This is a genomic window from Carnobacterium divergens (assembly GCF_900258435.1).
GTDB classification, from domain to species: domain Bacteria; phylum Bacillota; class Bacilli; order Lactobacillales; family Carnobacteriaceae; genus Carnobacterium; species Carnobacterium divergens_A.
Genome location: NZ_LT992558.1, coordinates 2,644,629 through 2,663,257 on the forward strand (window position 1 = coordinate 2,644,629; position 18,629 = coordinate 2,663,257).

Here is an 18,629-nt window from a genome sequence, read left to right on the forward strand (position 1 = left end):
CGTTTCCCTCCTATGGTGTGTCCTGCAAGGTCCACTCGATTGAACCCTTATAGGATTCTGGATAAGTAGTTTCAGGTTTTATATCTAAAGCTAATCCATCACCATTTGGCAACCAATTATCTGTAATCGAAATAGGCTTGCTGTCCGCATTTGTTTGTTGATAAATCATAATGGAAGAGGTTCCTAAAATAGATTTTTGACCGTTGTTGGTATATTGAACAGCTGTAGGCAACGTTTTATTGCTTGTGCTAGTCAATACTTGATCCATCTTCGCACTCAATGTCCATGAGCCTTTAATCGAACGTGTATCTTGGACGGTTAAGCTACCTGTTAATGATTGTAAAGGGTACTTTTTATTAACAGCTGGTATCTTAAGATTTTCTCCAAAATCTAAATCTGTCGGAGCTGAAACAAAGGTTAATTTTCCATCGACAATTTCAGTTTTTGTTGTATTTGATTTGACCGGATTGGCTATCCAATCGTTTGTATAGTTTCCGCTAGCTTCTCCAACTGTTGTGATTATCGTTGCTAGTGGCGCATCCTCTTTAACTGTTGCTTGATAGCTCATTGTGATGTTTTCATTCCATGGAATTTGATCTGCTTCACTAATGGTGGCTTTCACAGATTTAGTAGGTGCATCGTAAGTTATCTGACCTACTGACGTTCCATCCTCCCTTTTTAAAGAGAACGTTCCGACATCGGTTAAAGTATCCTCAATTGGCACTGTAATCGTTAAGTCTTTATAGAATACGGTTGGCGTTACACTTGTTAATTGACTGTCTAGCACTGTGTTTACTTTAATAGCTTCTGTTAAAGCCACTTTTTCAGCTGAACTTCCATCTAGCTTCGTAACAGTTTGAGTTAATTTAAAGCGATTTTGTTGATAAATGAACAGAACTTCTTGGGTCTGATCTTCTATGACACCCGTTGCATTTCCTTGAGTACGCAAGTATAAATAACCATTTAAATCAATTGGTTTTTCAGTGTAGCTATTTCCAATATCGTCTACAATTGTTTTATCTTCTGCAAGTTTGTTGCCTTCTTCATCTTGGTAATGGAACACAACCGTTCCTGTTCCTGGTGTAACCTCTACTTGAATTTCTTTTTGAACATTGCCAAATGTCACCATTACCGGATATACACCTACTTCTTGTTTCATTTTAGATGTATCGATTGTAAGAGAACTTAGGTCTGTCACTTCATTCCCAGTTTCTAATTCCCAAACTTGAATGGCTGATTCTTTTTGAATAAATGCTTTCAATTCAGCTTCTGTTTGCGGATATTGTGGCAGTTTGAAGGTTATATTTTTAGCTTTTAACGCGGTTGTATTAGAAACAGCAGTGTCTGCGTCTTTAATAAAAATCGGAATGTTTAAAGTCGTTTTATTTCCTGCTTTATCCGTCAATATCACTTCATACATCGGCAACACTGGACCAAACTGATTCATGTCTGGTTGAGAAATTGATCCAGCGGTTACAGTTACTCCTGCTCCTGTTGTTCCGTCTGATTTATCTTGAATGTCTTTAACAAATTTTGTGCTATCACTTGGAAAGACCCCGCCTTGTTCTAAGACTTGGATAACCGCCGTTCCTTCTGGTGGCGTTACATCCTCTACTATGACTGGCGCTGATACTTTCGTTTTAAAGTCTAAATTTGCTGTTGCAGTTACTGATGTGTATGGCTTAATAAATCCATCAGGAATCGGGATGCTATAAGTACCGTCTGTTCCAGCGTAGCCTGTTAAAGTCTTTTTAACACCCACTTCTGTGTAATCAATATAGACTTTAGAATTTTTTGTTGCCGTACCCGTTACATTAGTTTGTGCATCTGTGATTGGATCTAAAGCAACATCTACTGTTCCTAGTGAAATCACTTTTGCAGTACCCATGTTGAAATCTGTTGCAGTTATTCCTGCATTTGTTGAATTAATAACTGTTGAATTGCTCCCGTTGGTTGTAACATCTGTCAGCACGTTCGAACGGTCTGGCATTGACCAACTAAACAATGGCAAATCATCTCGATCTCCAGTTCCAGCAACTCGCCAGTAGTTTACGATTGGAGAGTTGATATGCATTTTTCCAGATGAATTTCCTGTTCCTTGCCAAGCAAACATTTGTTGCGCAGTTTTATTGTAAAGTAAGACACTTAATGGATCATCGAAATTTAAGTTGGTTCCTGAGTAGGCTCTTTCAAAACGAGCAAAATTCCCACTTCCTCCAGTTGCTTTCATCACTAGACGCGCACCTTTGGCTACATTTAAATCTTCTGTTAACCGAAGTACTGGCTGATCTCCACCTGTTTTTTCAAACTCCACATTGGCATTCTCTCCAACATGGAGATACTTCCCTGGATTATTACGGAACAACCCATTATTAGTCGTAATTTTAACAGTAGCATTTTGTTCAATATCCATCGTGATTGGATTGGTTCCATCACGGTAAAACATGCCGTTTCCTTTCGAATCAATCATAATATTCGAGTTTTCTTTAACTGTAAATGAATTTTCTGATCCGCCAGATAGTCCTAGCCAAAACATACTATCTGAATTTGATGTATGATTGATTGTAATATTCCCATCCATAATGACATTTCTTGCTTCAGCTACTTCTTGATTTGTAGCAGACGTGCTTTGAACACGGGCAATGTAAATGCTTGTCTCTCCTAGATACTTTGTAATTCCATTAACGTTATGGGTAATTTGAGGACCTTGATAGTCAATATTTGTATACGACAAGCTAACTTCTTTTGTGTTATCTTGTACGTTCAAAGGACCATAATAATTTCGTCCGATAATCTTCATATCTTCTAATCCGTAATCTTTTGGATCTGAATTATTATTGCTTACATAAATATTATCTGTACCTCCGATTGTGCCGTTACTTTCAGTTAATGTGTGGATCTCCCCAGTAGAAGGATTTTTCCCTGAAATACGCAAATACGGTTTGCCATTTGGTATCTTAATGCTTTGATTTAAATTAATATCATTTCCAAAATAAATCTGAGTCGTGCTTAAATCTGTGATGGCTGCACTTAATTCTGCTGCGTTCGTAACAACTGCTGTTCCAGCTTCCAAAGCGAAGGTTTCCAGAGCGCTTTCTATGCTGCGTGCACTTGCTGTTGCCGGGGTTAATTCATCTGAAGAACTAGCTAATTCTTCCATTCCGACTGCATGGATAGAAAGCACGTCTGATTCATTCACTTGATTATTCACACTTTTTTTAGCAGTAATGTCGTAATTGTCACTATTTTTTGAAATTAAAGATATCTGTAGCTCTTGTTGTTCACCTGCAATCCAATCAATTTCCAAATTTCTTGATGCAGAATCATAGGTAACCACGGCTATTTTCTTTCCGTCATTCAACTGACTTGTACCGGATTCATCAAATTCCATTCCTAGGGGCAAGTAGATAATAGTTTTTGAAATTTCCTTAATTGGTTCAGTAGCTTTTAGTTCAATTTCCTCTGTACTCCCGCTGTCTTGATTTTCTTTGTCCTCATTTTTAACTGTCGCAGGTGTTGCTCCTGTATCGGAGACTGTTACGATAAATGGACGATTGACCATTACTTCATTATTAGATGTTGTTAACCTTAAAGCTGTATCTGCTAAAACAGAAACAGTTTGATTTTTTGTAAAATAATAGTTTCCCCCAATTAACATGACTATTATTATAGAAGTTATACTCAAAATTTTAATATAACGACTCATTTTTTTATTACCTTTTCTTCTTTCTCTTTTTTCCAATTTACTTTTCCTCCTCCCTCACGTATTTATTTTTCAGAAAAACTAAATCCTTTTGTTTTTGTTTGTATGGATTTTAAAAAATTAAACTAAGGTTTACCCTCAAGCTTTTTCAAATAAATTTTTCCACTTGCTGTTCCTCTCTTAATAATAGTATCAAAAATAAAACAAAATAAAACATTCTGACGTTCATATTTCTTTCCTATATTTCCAATTTTTTGGTAAAAAATGTGTGAAATCCTATTGAAATAAACATTTACAGATTTTATTCAAATCGTTATTTTACTGATTTTATCGAAAAATAAAACAAAAAAATAGCTCCATTTTCAGGAACTATTTTTTTCTTTACCCAATTCTTGCTATAAATGGATAAAATGTAGCTTTTTAATCAACTACTTTTTTTATTTAGTTAGAAAATTACTCACTGCATCCTTTAAAAATTGAGCCCCCCTCGGCCAACACGATTGTCATAATAAGCAACAAATCTTGAATCCTCCAAATACATAGTTACTAATCCAATAGGAGCTTTGGCGGAATAAGTCGTCCATGTATAGGATAACCACTCTTTATGCATTGTCGCCAATTTTTTTGCTTCTATACTACTTGTATTGTTTGTATCCATTGCTTTTTTCAATTGTATAAAAATGGCTTCTTCAAAAGCTTTAAATCTTTCCTGACTCATGTTCAACATTTTTTTGATTCGCTTTACACATTTGAGCCTTTCCATATCGAACTTGACTTTCTCTACCATATTTTTCTTCATTTTGCTGAACGCGCGCTCTTTTTAAACCTTCTGGGTTCAATAAATTGATTTCATCATAGAATCGTAACGTTCGACAACTAATGACTGCTAAAGCACTTAAACCTTTAACTGCGTACTTCATCTTTTCCGTAACGTTAAGCTAAAAAATAACCAAGAAATAACTATTTCTTGGTTACCAAATTTAAAAACGCAATTCATTTTTTTTAAAGATACTAATAATCCAGCCGAGTGCTAAACCGACGATTGCTGGTAGAACCCAGCCCATTCCGATATCAAATAGCGGCAAGTAGTGTGTATAAAAAGATAAAATACCTTGTGAAATGCCCGTTTCTTTGATACTTTCAGGCATCGCATTTAATCCATCAGCAAAGCTGACAAAAATGGTGAAAATGGTTGTTAAGACGTAGACAATTTGACGATTTTTAAACAGTGGCGAAAGCAATCCCAATAAAATTAAGGTGATTGCTAATGGGTATAAAAACATCAAGACAGGAATAGACAGCGTGATGATATTGGTTAAGCCCACATTTGCAATGCCGCACGCTAGTAACGTAAAGGCTACAACAAACTGCTTATAACTTAAGAACTTAGGAAACATTTCATGGAACGTCTCTGAACAAGCAGAAATTAACCCAATCGCTGTTTTCAAGCACGCAACCGTTACAATAATTGCTAATAAAATACTACCAAACGAACCAAAATAATAGTCTGCAATTTGAGCCAATGCTACGCCGCCATTGTCAGACAGCTTAAATTTTCCAACACTCATAGCTCCAATATACGTTAAACTTCCATAAATAATTCCCATTAAAATCAAACTAACCGTTCCAGATTTCAACGTATCCATCGCGATATTTCGTGGATTGTGAACACCTAAGCCTTTAATCGTTTGAACAACAATGATTCCAAAAGCAAGAGACGCTAACGCATCCATGGTATTGTAGCCTTCAGTAAATCCTTTAAAGAAAGGATTCGTTACATAAGCCCCATGAACATCAGCTGCTTGAATGCTTCCCATCGGTTTAATAAAAGCCGTCACAATCAAAACTCCTAAAAAGACTAAAAATAACGGATTTAAAATTTTCCCTACATACATCAAAATCTTGGTGGGTTTCATTGAAAAGATAAGTGCCACCCCAAAGAAAATAACTGTAAAAATAATTAATCCAAGGGAATGATAGCTTGACGGAATAAAAGGTGCAATCCCAATTTCATAGGAAACCGTTCCAGTTCTTGGCAATGCAAAGAATGGCCCTATTGTTAAATAAAGTAACACAGTCATACACATGCCATAAAGCGGGTGTACCCGACTTGCTAAATCAAATAATCCATCACTCTTTGAAACCCCAATTGCTACAACTCCTAGAAATGGCAAACCAATTCCAGTAATTAAAAACCCAAGTGTCGCAGGTCCAACATTGACGCCTGCTTCTTGCCCTAAATGCACTGGAAAAATTAAATTTCCAGCTCCAAAAAATAATCCAAACAACATTGATCCTATAAACATATAAGATGATAATGACAATCGTTTATCCATCCAAACTCTCCCTATTTTAAATTTTAAAAAAAGACTCTTAACCAATGGTAGCTTGTTTAAAAAAAAAGCGCAAGTGAATTTCAGAACTTTCCACTTTTTAGGTCCTACTCTTTCAATCTTCTTTTTGCTATACTTAAGATAAAGGAAGCAAATGGAAGGGCGTGTTTTAGTGGCAAATATCAAAGATATTGCAAAAGCTGCAGGTGTTTCTTCAGCAACAGTGTCTCGTGTCATCAATCAAAACGGTTACGTGAGTGAAGAAACGCGAAAAAAAGTCGAGTTGGTTATTCAGCAATTAGATTATGTTCCCAACTTAAATGCTGTTTATTTGAAAAAAGGAGCTACGAAAACCCTTGGCATTGTTGCTCCTTATTTTTCAGATTCTTTAACTGTTTTTTTACGCGGTTTCACTCTTTCTGCCCAAAAAGAAGGCTATAACGTCACTTTGTTTATGACGGGTGACGATAAACAAAAAGAGCTAGATGCCTTTGAAATGCTTCGTCGCAAGCAATTAGATGGTCTTTTACTGCTCATTCGTTTAAATGATTGGAAACAATTGGAACCCTTCACAAAATACGGTCCCATCGTGACTTGGCAACGTGTAGAGTCTGATCATATCCCTTCCGTCTTTATGAACCACTACGACGGTTACATGTTGGGATTAGAACACCTTTATGCTACTGGTTGCCGAAACATTGTGAATTTGTATGGCAGTACAAGTGGTTTAAATACTAAAAGCCGTATGAAAGCCTATCTTGATTTTTGTGAAAAATACCAACTAACCCCTAATCTTCAACCTCAGTTTAAAGGGTTGAATTCAAGTGAAGATGGAGAAAAAGTGGCTCATTGGTGGAAAGAACAATCCACTAAACCAGATGGCTTTGCAACAAGCTCTGATGCCGTTGCTGCTGGTTTAATTACCGAAGCCAAACGGCTAGGTGTGCGAGTTCCTGATGCTTTTTCAGTTGTCGGTTTTGACAATATTGAAATCGCACGCCTCTTAGATATCACCACAATTGATTACCCTATTGAAAAACAAGCTCAAAATGCCTTCACACTTATTTTTAATCACTTAACTCATCGTGAAAACCCCTTAATACCATTAGATTTTCATTTAATCAAACGACATACAACAAAATAAAGCAACTCGGAGAAACTTTCCGACGCTGCTTTATTTTATTACGCATATTCAGAAAATTTCTTTTCCAAAACAACTTGAATCACTGAAAACAAACTACATATCCCCCAGTAAATCAATGCGACTAAAATATACATTGTCATATAATCAAATTCTCGTCCACCAACAATCTTAGCTTGTTGAAAAATCTCTGGTACTGTAATCATTGCTGCTAATGACGTCCCCTTAATCAAGTCCAATAAAACGTTGCTTAACGGTCCTACGGCTGTTCTTAACGCTTGCGGGAGAATAATCTTACGCATAATAAAAAAATGCGTTAACCCTAAGGCATAAGATGCTTCCCATTGACCTTTGTCAATACTGTTCAAACACGCTCTAAAAATCTCAGCAATATAAGCAGAACTATTCAAACTAAAACCAATCAAGGCTGCTGTGATCGCTGAAAATTGAATTCCGATGAAAGGCAACCCAAAATACAATAGAAATAAAAAAACAATCATGGGTGTTCCTCGCATAAAAGAAATGTAAAGCCTCGCGATAAAATTTAGCACTTTAATAGAAGACATTCGCATCAGCGCTAAAAAGAATCCCAAAATCAAGCCTACAATCATGCTAAAAACCGCAATGAACACCGTATACCCTAATCCCGTTAAAACAAAGGGCAAACTATCGAACGCTAATTCAGGATTAAAAATAGCTCTCCATTGAATGTCTTTCATGATTAAAACTCCTAGTCTACTTTTATTTCTTCTGTAATTTTAACATCTGTCTTTTTAGAAACATCTGCTCCGCCAAAATACTTCTCTGATAATTTTGTCAGTGTCCCGTCTTTTTGCATTGCGCTTAATTGTTCATCTACTTTTGCTTTTAATTCTGTGTCATCCTTTTTCATCACTAACCCAATACTTGTTGGTTTATAGTAAATTTCTGGAATCATCACTGGAATTTCAGGCATAGCTTCCACAGTCATTTTTTGTAAATAGTAGTCATTTAAGATCACATCCGTGCGACCATTAGCCACATCTGATAAATATTGATCGTTGGTCACATTATCATAAATAACCGGCTCGGCTCCATATTTTTTCGAGATATCCATGTAAACAGTTGTCGCTGCTCCTGCTGATTTTTTCCCTTTTAAATCCTTTAATGAATGAATCCCAGATTGATCTGATTTACGTACAATCATACTGCCAAATGAATATTTGATTGGTTCTGAAAAATCAAATTTCTGCTCACGACTTTTTGTGATTTCAACATCACTTGCTGTAATATCCACTTGTCCATTATTAACTGCAGCAAACATTCCATCTGCTCCAATTTCAGAGTATTCCACTTTCAAGTTCAACCGTTTGCCCACTTCATTCATTGTATCAACAACATATCCTGTTAACTCATTTGTTTTTTTATCATGAAAAGAAGTTGGGTAAAGCGTTCCTGGAGTGGCTACTTTAAGTGTTCCAGCTTTTTCAATTTTCGCCCATTTCTTGGCACTTTCAGTATTTTGTGTTGCGTCTTCTTTATTTTTTGTTCCATTACAACCTGCTACTGTAACTGCTAGCATAACCACTAAAGCAGCAATCCATTTTTGTTTTCTTTTATTCACTATCAAAACCCCTTTTTCTTTATTCGCGCTTGTTTGAATAGCGCTTTAAAGAATATAACAGCAGGTGGAAACCGAGTCAATTTGTAGTACGTTTTTTGTAGATTTAATTTTTTCTGATTTCTCTTTCAACTAGCATTGTTAGGGTTTTTCTTACTTTTTAAAAAACAATATTGTTTTTTAAAAACAAAAAAAGAATAGAGATTTCCTCTATCCTTTAATAACTCCGACTGTAATCAACTACATTTTTTGGCAAACTTTCATTTCTTATATATGCCATCAAATTTTCTAGAAAAATTGCTCCTAAGCGTTTTTTAAAATGTTCTGCAATTCCACTAATATGGGGTGTAATCAATACTTCTGGCATCTTCCACAACGGAGAATCGCTTGCTAAAGGTTCTTCTTCAAAGACATCTAACCCTGCAAATGCAATATTATTCGATTTAATCGCTTGGATCAAATCACTCGTTTTTACAGACGCACCTCGACCTACATTGATAAATAGCGTATGCTTTTTCATTTGATTAAAGAGTTTTTCGTTATAAAAACCATTGGTTTCATCTGTTAAAGGTAAACTATTAACTACGATATCTGCCTTAGGCAATTCTACCATCATCTCCGTTTGCTTGATAACCGTATCCATATACTCAACTTGTCGTCCACTACGATTAACCCCAATCGTCTCCATTCCAAAAGCTTTGGCAAGACGTCCTACTTCAAAACCAATCTTTCCAGTTCCTACAATCATAATGGTTTTTCCTTGTAATTCAATTAAACGAGTGACTTGATCCCACATCGCATCTTTTTGGTCTTCACTTGCTTTTTTGATCCCTCTTGTATAGAACAATAGCATCCCAAAAACAGATTCCGCTATTGGTATCCCGTGAATCCCACTACCGTTTGTTAAGGTAATACCGTGCTTTTGAAATAAGTCTAAATCTAAATAATCTACACCAGCTGAGCTTGCTTGTAGCCATCTTAATTGAGGAAGTTTATTTTCTGAAATTAGCTCCGTTAGTTCTTTTTTCCAGCCATAAATAATTTCAACCGTTGCTAGCATTTCTTTAGGATCTTGATCGGTGATAAACTCGAACTCAGGAGCACATTCTTTCAGTTCAGAAAGTTGCTCTGCGGTAGTATCTTGTATCAGCCAAATAGCTTTTTTCATTCTAATCACTCCCTTTCAACTTCTATTATCTCATGACTTATTTTTTGTTGAAAGGGATATGATTTTATCAAAAAAAGAACTTGCAAAAAAAAACAAGTTCTTTTTCTTCTTATTTAATTGTAGGATGTGTTTCTCTGACGGTAAAAGTTGGCAACACTTGTTGTATTTGCTCACGTTGTGGTTCATACCATTCTGGTAGCATCAAGCTTTCTCCCATTGTTTCAATTGATTCATCATGAGCGAAACCGGGTGTATCTGTCGCAATTTCAAAAAGAATTTCACCTTTTTCTCTAAAATAAATGGCTTCAAAGTAATTGCGATCTTGGACTGGTGTGACTTGGTAACCATCCTCACTTAGCACTTGCTTCCATTCAAGTTGGTCTGAGGCATCTTTTGCTCGAAATGCTATATGATGAACCGTTCCACTTCCCATCGTCCCTCTTTCAGAAACAGTTTTCAAAACTTCAATCGTATTTCCAATTTCACTAGTTGATTTAAAACGAAGATGGGTTTCATTTTCAGCTATTTTTTCTAAGCCCATCGTATTTTCTAACAACTCTCCAGTACGTTCTGGTCTTCGAGAGTTCAGCGTTGCTCCTGCAAAACCGATAATGGCTACTTCTGGAGCAACACCATTGAAATTCCATTGATTAAGCTGTGAACTTTCTCTTTCGACAATTTCTAATTTTAACCCGTGAGGATCGCTAAAAGTTAAATAACTTTCATCAAAACGAACTTCTTTCTTTGTTTCTATTTGATAAGATTGCAACCGATCTTCCCAAAATTTCAAGCTGTTTTTGGGAACCATAAAGGAAATTACCTCAACTTGTCCAGCGCCTTTTTTGCCCGTATAAGCGTTAGGCCAAGGAAAAAAGGTTAAAATTGATCCTGGACGTGCAACGTCGTCTCCAAAATATAAATGATAGGTTTGTGGATCGTCAAAATTAATCGTTTTTTTAACTAAGCGCAACCCTAAAACACTCGCATAAAAGTCGACATTTTCTTGTGGATTTCCAACAATTGCCGTAATGTGGTGAATTCCTAAACTTTTTTTCATTTTATTTCTTCCTCCCATTGCTCCATTTTAATCACTTGGATAACCGGTTTAGTTTGTTTACTTTTTAACGCTAACGGTGTTACATCTGCACCCGTTGAATCATACACGGTTGTATTTAATAGAATATCGTCCAAACTGCCACGAAATAGGTTTAAATAGGTTTGGCGTAATTCTACTTGTAAGTGCTTTTCTGCAGCTGATAATCCTTCATTTTTTGACTTGTTAGCTAATTGGTTAATCTTCATTAATAATTGTTTCATTTCGTCACCTCTTTAAGTTAGTGAAATGATTTTTCGAGTGCTCTCTCATTTCTTACTCTTATTCTAACATGTTACTTACTTTTTGTAAACTAATTACATATTATTAGTGGTTGATTGTCATTCTTTTTAAATAATAACAATTTAACAAATACTTAATAATTCTTTCATAATCGCTTAAAAAAGATTGTTTCCCTGCCTTTTTAAGCTTATGATAAACTGGTTATAACTATCATATTTTTGAGAAGAAGGGATGTTTGCTTTAATGAAAGAAGAAAAAAAGTTAAGGTGGTATAATGTTGCCCTAATCGCCTTTGTTTCAGTTTGGGGATTAGGTAATGTTGTAAACAACTACGCGAATCAAGGCGTTTCCGTTATTACATCATGGATTTTAATTATGCTCCTTTATTTTGTACCGTATGCCTTAATCGTTGGTCAACTTGGCTCCACTTTTAAAGATGGAAACGGTGGCGTTAGTACATGGATTAAAGAAACGACAACGAAGCGCTTAGCTTATTACGCTGCTTGGACCTATTGGGTCGTGCATATTCCATACTTAGCACAAAAACCACAAGGAATTTTAATTGCCTTAGGTTGGGCCGTACGTGGAAATGGAAACTTAGTAAATGTAACACCCGCTTTACAAGTGTCATTGATTAGTTTAGTCATTTTCTTATTTTTCTTATGGGTTTCTTCAAAGGGATTAGCAACATTAAAACGTATCGGTAGTATTGCAGGTATGTCAATGTTTGTTATGTCATTATTATTTATTCTCTTAGCGGTTACTGCTCCAGCGATTACAGGTGCTTCTTTTGCAACACCTAATATGGGAGACATTAAAACCTATTTACCAACTTTTAACTTCGCTTACTTTACAACGATTTCAATGCTTGTCTTCGCTGTTGGTGGTGCAGAAAAAATTTCTCCTTATGTAAACAACACTAAAAATCCAGCTAAAGAATTTCCAAAAGGAATGTTAGCTCTTGCTGCAATGGTAGCCATTTGTGCGTTACTTGGTTCATTTGCAATGGGGATGATTTTTGATAGCAACAATATTCCAAAGGATTTAATGGCCAATGGAGCTTACGTCGCTTTCCAAAAATTAGGGGTTTATTATAACGTAGGAAACTTCTTTATGATTCTTTATGCAATTGCTAATACGTTAGCGCAAATTTCTGCTTTAGCCTTTTCAATCGATGCTCCACTTAAGATTTTATTAGGTGATGCTGACGAAGAATTTATTCCTCGTAAACTAGCTAAATTAAATAGCAAAGGAACGCCAGTAAATGGATACGCAATGACAGGAATTTTAGTTAGTATCTTAATCGTTGTTCCAGCAATCGGAATTGGCAATATGAACGAACTATACAACTGGTTGTTAAACTTAAACTCAGTTGTAATGCCTCTAAGATATCTATGGGTATTCTTAGCTTATATGATGTTAAATAAATTACACAAAAACTTTACGTCTGAATATAAATTTGTTAAAAATCCAAAAGTCGGTTTCCTAATTGGGGCATGGTGTTTCTTATTTACTGCTTTCGCCTGTATCTTAGGAATGGTACCAAAAACAGATTTCAATGCAAATCCATCTGCTTGGTATTTCCAATTAAGCTTAAATATTGTTACACCCATCATTTTTGTTGCCTTAGGAATGATCTTGCCAGCAATTGCTAAAAGAGAATTTGCTAAAAAATAAAAACGACTAAATAGCTAGCTTATCTCATAAAAAGATAAGCTAGCTATTTTTTGTTGTGTTTATTTTATAAGATACTGTATCCTAATGTTTTGATGTCACGGTTAAACATTCGAACAGTGTCTAAAGAAAGTTCCTTTAAATCCATGCCAATCATCGACATTTTGTTAATAATTTCTGGTGTACATGTAATGATATCAGCTCCTGCTTCTTGGGCTTGGAAAATATTTAATACTTCCCTTGAGCTTGCCCAAAGCAATTCCGTTCCTGGTTTTGTATGACATTCTTTTGCGGATGCCTGCATTAATGGCATTGGATCTACTCCAGTATCCGCTGCTCTTCCTGCAAAGACGGAAACAATATTCGTTGTTCCTTCTTTAAATGCTGCCACCGTTTCTTCGACTTGTTGAATCGTTAAAATTGCTGTTACATTTAAGGATAGCCCTTTTTCAGAAAGCTTTTTAATTAACGGTATTGCCGACTCTCCTTTTGTATTTGTAATTGGAATTTTTACATACACATTTTTCCCAAAGCTTGCAATTTTTTCGGCTTCTTTTTCCATCGTTTCAAAATCATCGGCAAATACTTCAAAAGAAATCGGCAAATCTGTAATTTTTTCTAGTGCTGCTTTGGCAAAATCTGTGTAACTTGTAATCCCTGCTTTTTTCATCAAAGAAGGATTCGTTGTAAAACCAGTAATCTTGCCCGTTTCATAAGCGGCTACCATTTTATCAATTTCTGCTCCGTCTGCGTATACTTTTATTGTTAACTCTTGTGTCATTTCAATCGCTCCTTCTTCTTTTATTTATTCTTGGTCCATTTCAACATTGTTAATCGCAATTTTTGATGGTCGAATAATACTTGGTAAAATTAGAACAACTACCAAAATACCGACTAATCCATAAATACCAAATGTTCCCATAAATTCGCCTGCTTTTCCGAGAGTAATGCCAATCACGCCAAAGTCGATGTCACCAAAAGTGGTGTTGCTAAATCCTAAACTACCTAAAACGGGCAATAATAATGCGGGTAGGAAAGCTAAGCCTAAGCCATTTACGAAAGCGCCTAAAACTGCACCACGACGTCCACCAGTAGCATTTCCGTACACGCCGGCTGTTGCTCCACAGAAGAAATGAGGCACTAAGCCTGGAATAATCAACACGCTTCCTGCAAATCCTAAAATAAACATTCCTAATAATCCTCCGATAAAGCTGCTTACAAAGCCTAGAATAACCGCTGTTGGAGCATATGGGAAGAAGACTGCACAATCAACTGCTGGCACTGCATTTGGGATAATTTTCGTAGCAATTCCTTGGAAAGCTGGAATCAAGTCGGCTAAAATCATTCGTACACCGGCATAAACGATGGTAACCCCCACCGCAAATTGCAAGCCGCAAATAATTGCATATAGATACGGCGACTTACCGTCAGACAAGGTTTCAACAAAGCTCGAACCTGCTGCAATTGCCGCAATCAAGTAAAAAATGACCATTGTCAAAGCAGTTGAAATCGTCGTATTTCGCAAGAAACTCCATTTTTCAGGTACTTTAATGTCTTCCGTACTTCGACTGCCTTTTCCAACTAATTTTCCAATCGAACCTGCAACAAAGTAACCTAAGCTGCCAAAGTGACCAATTGCGACTTCATCACCATCGGTTACTTGTAACGTGAATTTTTGATTGATAGCTGGTGAAATAGCACTCCAAGCGCCTAAGAAAAAGCCGCCAACTAAAATCATTTGCCAGCCACTAAAGCCAACTGCTCCTAGCACAGCTGAAAGTAAACACGCCATAAAGAAGCTATGATGCCCGGTTAAAAACACATATTTGTAGCGCGTAAAACGAGCAATCAACAAGTTAAAGATTAGTCCAAATACTAAGATTGTCATCGTTTCAACGCCAAGCAAATCCTGAGCTACTGAAGTAATCGCTTCGTTATTAGGCACAACGCCTTTAATATGGAAGCCTGCCTCAATCATTTTCGATAACGGTTCAAGATTAGATGAAATGACCCCTGCTCCTGCTGCTAACATTAAATATCCTAAAATGGGGCCAAGAGTTCCAGTTAATACCTTATGTGCGGGTGATTTAAGCGAAATCAATCCTACCATTGCCATCAAGCCCATTAAAATAGCCGGCTCGCTTAATACATCTTTTAAAAATTCTAATACTGCCATTTACTACCCCTACCTTCTTTTTTAGTTGTTATTCAATTCAATTAAAGTCGGCAATACATCTTCTATAATTTTCTTTTTATTCATATAACTTCTAGTAAAAACAACTTTTTGGCCATTTTTAAAACTATCGGCAAATTCTTTAACCGTTACAAATAAATCAGCATCTTTTCCAGTTGCAGCATTAGAATCAATTGATTCTGCATCAATTGCAATGCCATTTTCTTTTGCTATTTCTTCTATTTTTAATTTCAACATTAAGCTGCTTCCAATCCCGTTTCCACAAACTGTTACGACTTTAATCATTTTGAACACTCCTTATTATTTTTCAATTATTTGACTTATTTTTTGGTGCATCGCTGCCGCATCCTTTGTTGCAATCAAAGCCTCAATCTTTTCCTCATCTTCTAATATTTCTGAAAGCTGTTTTAATGCGGTTAAATGGCCTACACTGTCGATTGCTGCTAAAACAAAGATCAATTGAACTTGACGATCCTCATCTTGCTCTTCTCCCAAATTAAAATCCACTGGATTTTCAAGGTGCAGTAAACTAATGCCTAGTTTCTTCACACCGTCCTCTGGCCTTGAATGTGGTACAGCTGTTTTAGGGGCTAAAACAATATAAGCGCCCATTTCATGCACATTATCAATCATTGACGTAATGTAATGCTCCGTGATATACCCAGCTTTCATCAAAGGATTAGCTGCTAGTGCAATAGCCTCCTGCCACTCTAGTTTTTCATTCGTAAATTGAATAAATCTCTCTTCTAATAATTCTGTCAAAACTTTTCCTCCCGATAATTGATTTAACCCAGCTCCATAAATTGAACGAGACAAGGCTTCATAAAGCTCTTCTTCGTGATGGATTGTAGCATTTCTAGCAATAATTTTGATTAAATTGGAAACTTCCACCGCTTTATTTAAAGGTTCAATTGCAAAATCATCAAATACTTTTCGTTTTAACATTTCTTGCTCCACGTAATTTAACAACGGTGCGGAAAGATACAATTTTTTTGCTGTGTGAAAGTAGGTCGTTGAAAATACCATATCGTATTCTTGTTCATCTATTTTCTTCGCTTGTTTCAAATCATGAATGCGATTAAATTGAATCATTGGGAACAGTTCTTCTAATTGATGATTCATGATTAATGAAGAGCTAATGCCATTAGGACAAATGGATAACGCTTTCAAAGTTCTAAACATTGGTTCCTTTCGTTTCAACTGCCCCCCGAAGTGAATGGTGAAATAGGCTAATTCATTTGGCGGAATTGGTTTATTTAATAACGCCTCAAAAGGAGCGAGCCCTTTAGCAACTAAATAATAAAGCTCTTCATATTCTGCCATAATTTGTTTTGCATATGGATTTTCTAAATGACTATCAAATAAAATGCGAAAATACGCTGGTACTAAATGTTCATATAAACTCAACTGCAATGCTTTTTTATCTGAAAAATTAGTTCCTGTCATTAGCTGAACACGGTTGATAATAGCATCCGTCACTTTCAGCAAGGTCTCATCCTTATAAAAACGTGGGGTTCCTTGCAAAGCACTCAGCAGATGTACCGTCACGAAAATCGCTTCATTTTGTGATGTATTTTGAAAAAATTCAGCTGTGACTTTTTCTCCTAATTCATACAAAGGTTGGCTTTGAATAAAACGCTGCTCAGATTCTGAAAATATCGGTTCCCTCGCATTTTCTCTTTCCATCAAAAAACACAATAGAAACAAAAATTCTTTCATTCTTTCTGCTACAAATTCAACTTGATAGCTTTTAGCAATTTTATAAAGTCGTTCACTGATTGAATCAATCGGCAGAGTTACTTGCCATTTACTAAAAATTAATCGAATAATCCATTCGCCAATGGACAATTGCAACAATTTACCGAGAGAATACTCTGCTAATTTTCTAATATCTAGTTCGGTTCCTTGAAAATCATACCCTTCGCTTCTCGAATAACTAAACGCAACATTCTTCCTTTGACACAATTGCCTCACTTTTTTCAAATCCAAAATAACGGAACTTTTACTTAACTGCATTAAGTCTTGATAATGGCTGTGGGAAATAGGTTCTTTTTTAATAAATGTATAGAGAATAATTAAATAAATACGCTCTTCTTGCATCAAAACATCACGATGATTCAATTGCTTTTGTTCCTTGCTCCACCCCTTTTTTAGCCCTTCTGGAATTAGAATCTTTCCTTGTACTAATTGAATCACAGGTAATTGAAGACTGGAAAGCTCCAGATTGGCTTGACTAATTTCATAATGTGCTTTTTTCTTAGAGATTGACTGCTTTCTGGAAAAAGCGTTAACGGATACATGATTATGTTCTATTAAAGAATCAATAAACGTAACAATTTCATTGGTTAGCATGCTTGCCCTCCTCTTATCCTTAGAATATAATAAAACGCTTTCATATTCTATCTTAATTGAGACTTAATTGCTAGCCGCATTTTCTAAAGTGATTGGTCTTTGCTAGTTTGAATCATCTGATTAAAAAGAAAGAAGCGGATGGATTAGCTTATATGAACTAATCCTCCAGCTTCTTTTTTTAATTCTATTAACGGCGAATTGATTGGGCCATGCGATAATACGTATGGCGTTTTCCTCGAATAGCAATTGATAAGGCCATTAAATTTTCAGGATCTGCCACCCCTGAATACCCCGCATCACCAATATGTTGAATGTCCACGCCAGCTCGTTTACTTGATAAGGCAAATTCTCGGATCGTTTGAGGGTCTGAACTTTCTTGACTGGTTCCAATTGCCGTCATAGATAAAGCTCCTTTGGACTTAATCAATTTCACCGCCTCATGGACTTCACTTTCCAATAAACCTAGGACCGTTCCAACGGCCGGCATTAAAATAATATCTGCTCCATTTGCAATAAAATTTTCAATTGATTGTTGATCAACTACCGGCTCCGCAACGCCAGCTCCATGCATTTTCCCAGCAATAATCAATCCATCAAAATGCTCTTTTGCTAAAAGAATAGCCTCCTCTATCTCTTGATTACTCACACCTGTTGATGGATTTCCTGTTAAACAGATAAAATCAAACCCTAATTCATTGGCTTTAATAAGTGTTTCTTTAGTCGCTCTTCGTCCCACAGGAAGTTGAAGTAGGTCTTCCACCGCTTCAGCGGTCACATCGACTGGTTCCAAATTCACTCCGACAGGTCGTCCAACTAATTTTTTTAACGTTTGAATCGGATCTTTTAGCCCCTGTTCCAACCCTTGAATCACTGGATTAAAAACATCCAATACATTTAATAAAATTAAATCTGCCCCAAAAGCTGCAGCTGTTTCTGCATTCGTCAAATCCCCTAATAAAGGCTGTGAAATCACTACGTTTTCCGATAACACCGTCCGTCCTTCACTGGCTAAAATCGCTTGCTTTAACTCTTCTTTGCTCATTTTTTCAAAATCACTGGCATGACAATTTAATAAACGTTTCATAAAAATCCCCTCACTTTTCATCGATTGCTTTAAGTTTACCATAA

Annotated in this window: 16 protein-coding genes; 2 read left to right on the top strand and 14 right to left on the bottom strand. The window is 36.2% G+C overall.

The window, feature by feature from the left end:
• Window positions 1–10 precede the first annotated feature (10 nt).
• From CDIMF43_RS13295 to brnQ, 4 genes are all read right to left on the bottom strand, one after another.
• The gene (locus tag CDIMF43_RS13295) at window positions 11–3,742 is read right to left on the bottom strand and encodes a MucBP domain-containing protein (RefSeq protein ID WP_109842281.1); all 3,732 of its coding nucleotides are present in this window, start codon (window positions 3,740–3,742) and stop codon (window positions 11–13) included.
• A gap of 430 nt (window positions 3,743–4,172) precedes the next feature.
• Complete coding sequence (locus tag CDIMF43_RS13300; protein ID WP_162532958.1) at window positions 4,173–4,421, bottom strand: TipAS antibiotic-recognition domain-containing protein; 249 nt, start codon at window positions 4,419–4,421, stop codon at window positions 4,173–4,175.
• On the bottom strand, window positions 4,402–4,623 hold the full coding sequence (locus tag CDIMF43_RS13660; RefSeq protein WP_162532959.1) for a MerR family transcriptional regulator: 222 nt from the start codon (window positions 4,621–4,623) through the stop codon (window positions 4,402–4,404). Before CDIMF43_RS13660 ends, CDIMF43_RS13300 begins: the two co-directional genes overlap by 20 nt.
• A 60-nt stretch (window positions 4,624–4,683) precedes the next feature.
• Entirely contained in the window at window positions 4,684–6,039 is a 1,356-nt protein-coding gene (brnQ, locus tag CDIMF43_RS13305) for a branched-chain amino acid transport system II carrier protein (protein ID WP_074401500.1), read from the bottom strand.
• Between the two features lie 169 nt (window positions 6,040–6,208).
• On the opposite strand from brnQ, the gene CDIMF43_RS13310 reads away from it, so the two are divergent.
• Window positions 6,209–7,180 carry a LacI family DNA-binding transcriptional regulator gene (locus CDIMF43_RS13310; RefSeq protein ID WP_109842388.1) on the top strand — a complete coding sequence of 324 codons (972 nt, stop codon included), beginning with the start codon at window positions 6,209–6,211 and terminating at the stop codon, window positions 7,178–7,180.
• Between the two features lie 38 nt (window positions 7,181–7,218).
• Here CDIMF43_RS13310 and CDIMF43_RS13315 read toward each other — a convergent pair whose 3' ends face one another.
• From CDIMF43_RS13315 to CDIMF43_RS13335, 5 genes are all read right to left on the bottom strand, one after another.
• Window positions 7,219–7,896: an amino acid ABC transporter permease gene (locus tag CDIMF43_RS13315; RefSeq protein ID WP_109842283.1), complete on the bottom strand. Its 678-nt coding sequence runs from the start codon at window positions 7,894–7,896 to the stop codon at window positions 7,219–7,221.
• Between the two features lie 11 nt (window positions 7,897–7,907).
• Window positions 7,908–8,738 carry a transporter substrate-binding domain-containing protein gene (locus CDIMF43_RS13320; protein ID WP_074401812.1) on the bottom strand — a complete coding sequence of 277 codons (831 nt, stop codon included), beginning with the start codon at window positions 8,736–8,738 and terminating at the stop codon, window positions 7,908–7,910.
• A gap of 256 nt (window positions 8,739–8,994) precedes the next feature.
• Window positions 8,995–9,945 carry a phosphoglycerate dehydrogenase gene (locus CDIMF43_RS13325; protein ID WP_074401498.1) on the bottom strand — a complete coding sequence of 317 codons (951 nt, stop codon included), beginning with the start codon at window positions 9,943–9,945 and terminating at the stop codon, window positions 8,995–8,997.
• Window positions 9,946–10,054: 109 nt separating this feature from the next.
• A complete protein-coding gene (locus tag CDIMF43_RS13330; RefSeq protein WP_074401497.1) occupies window positions 10,055–11,002 on the bottom strand; it encodes a ring-cleaving dioxygenase in 948 nt (315 codons plus the stop codon).
• Window positions 10,999–11,262: a DUF896 domain-containing protein gene (locus CDIMF43_RS13335; protein WP_074401496.1), complete on the bottom strand. Its 264-nt coding sequence runs from the start codon at window positions 11,260–11,262 to the stop codon at window positions 10,999–11,001. The genes CDIMF43_RS13330 and CDIMF43_RS13335 overlap by 4 nt, the downstream gene beginning before the upstream one ends.
• Window positions 11,263–11,524: 262 nt before the next feature.
• Here CDIMF43_RS13335 and CDIMF43_RS13340 point away from each other — a divergent pair, with 262 nt between their 5' ends.
• Window positions 11,525–12,958, top strand: a complete 1,434-nt coding sequence (locus CDIMF43_RS13340; RefSeq protein ID WP_074401811.1) for an amino acid permease — start codon at window positions 11,525–11,527, stop codon at window positions 12,956–12,958.
• A gap of 64 nt (window positions 12,959–13,022) precedes the next feature.
• Here CDIMF43_RS13340 and CDIMF43_RS13345 read toward each other — a convergent pair whose 3' ends face one another.
• The 5 genes from CDIMF43_RS13345 to CDIMF43_RS13365 all read right to left on the bottom strand — a co-directional run bounded on the left by CDIMF43_RS13345 (window position 13,023) and on the right by CDIMF43_RS13365 (window position 18,585).
• Window positions 13,023–13,736, bottom strand: coding sequence for a transaldolase (locus tag CDIMF43_RS13345; protein ID WP_109842284.1), 714 nt, complete (start codon window positions 13,734–13,736; stop codon window positions 13,023–13,025).
• A 24-nt stretch (window positions 13,737–13,760) separates the two neighbouring features.
• Window positions 13,761–15,131: a PTS ascorbate transporter subunit IIC gene (locus CDIMF43_RS13350; RefSeq protein WP_109842285.1), complete on the bottom strand. Its 1,371-nt coding sequence runs from the start codon at window positions 15,129–15,131 to the stop codon at window positions 13,761–13,763.
• Between the two features lie 21 nt (window positions 15,132–15,152).
• A complete protein-coding gene (locus tag CDIMF43_RS13355; protein WP_074401494.1) occupies window positions 15,153–15,434 on the bottom strand; it encodes a PTS sugar transporter subunit IIB in 282 nt (93 codons plus the stop codon).
• A gap of 15 nt (window positions 15,435–15,449) precedes the next feature.
• Window positions 15,450–17,501, bottom strand: a complete 2,052-nt coding sequence (locus CDIMF43_RS13360; protein ID WP_109842286.1) for a BglG family transcription antiterminator — start codon at window positions 17,499–17,501, stop codon at window positions 15,450–15,452.
• 187 nt (window positions 17,502–17,688) lie between these two features.
• Entirely contained in the window at window positions 17,689–18,585 is an 897-nt protein-coding gene (locus tag CDIMF43_RS13365) for a DUF7916 family protein (RefSeq protein ID WP_109842389.1), read from the bottom strand.
• Between the last annotated feature and the right edge of the window lie 44 nt (window positions 18,586–18,629).

Coding starts and splice junctions, on each gene's coding strand:
- CDIMF43_RS13320 (WP_074401812.1), bottom strand. CDS start 8,738: ATGCTAGCAGTTACAGTAGCAGGTTGTAATGGAACAAAAAATAAAGAA.
- CDIMF43_RS13330 (WP_074401497.1), bottom strand. CDS start 11,002: ATGAAAAAAAGTTTAGGAATTCACCACATTACGGCAATTGTTGGAAAT.
- CDIMF43_RS13300 (WP_162532958.1), bottom strand. CDS start 4,421: ATGAGTCAGGAAAGATTTAAAGCTTTTGAAGAAGCCATTTTTATACAA.
- CDIMF43_RS13335 (WP_074401496.1), bottom strand. CDS start 11,262: ATGAAACAATTATTAATGAAGATTAACCAATTAGCTAACAAGTCAAAA.
- CDIMF43_RS13340 (WP_074401811.1), top strand. CDS start 11,525: ATGAAAGAAGAAAAAAAGTTAAGGTGGTATAATGTTGCCCTAATCGCC.
- CDIMF43_RS13325 (WP_074401498.1), bottom strand. CDS start 9,945: ATGAAAAAAGCTATTTGGCTGATACAAGATACTACCGCAGAGCAACTT.
- CDIMF43_RS13360 (WP_109842286.1), bottom strand. CDS start 17,501: ATGCTAACCAATGAAATTGTTACGTTTATTGATTCTTTAATAGAACAT.
- CDIMF43_RS13355 (WP_074401494.1), bottom strand. CDS start 15,434: ATGATTAAAGTCGTAACAGTTTGTGGAAACGGGATTGGAAGCAGCTTA.
- CDIMF43_RS13365 (WP_109842389.1), bottom strand. CDS start 18,585: ATGAAACGTTTATTAAATTGTCATGCCAGTGATTTTGAAAAAATGAGC.
- CDIMF43_RS13345 (WP_109842284.1), bottom strand. CDS start 13,736: ATGACACAAGAGTTAACAATAAAAGTATACGCAGACGGAGCAGAAATT.
- brnQ (WP_074401500.1), bottom strand. CDS start 6,039: ATGGATAAACGATTGTCATTATCATCTTATATGTTTATAGGATCAATG.
- CDIMF43_RS13660 (WP_162532959.1), bottom strand. CDS start 4,623: ATGAAGTACGCAGTTAAAGGTTTAAGTGCTTTAGCAGTCATTAGTTGT.
- CDIMF43_RS13315 (WP_109842283.1), bottom strand. CDS start 7,896: ATGAAAGACATTCAATGGAGAGCTATTTTTAATCCTGAATTAGCGTTC.
- CDIMF43_RS13350 (WP_109842285.1), bottom strand. CDS start 15,131: ATGGCAGTATTAGAATTTTTAAAAGATGTATTAAGCGAGCCGGCTATT.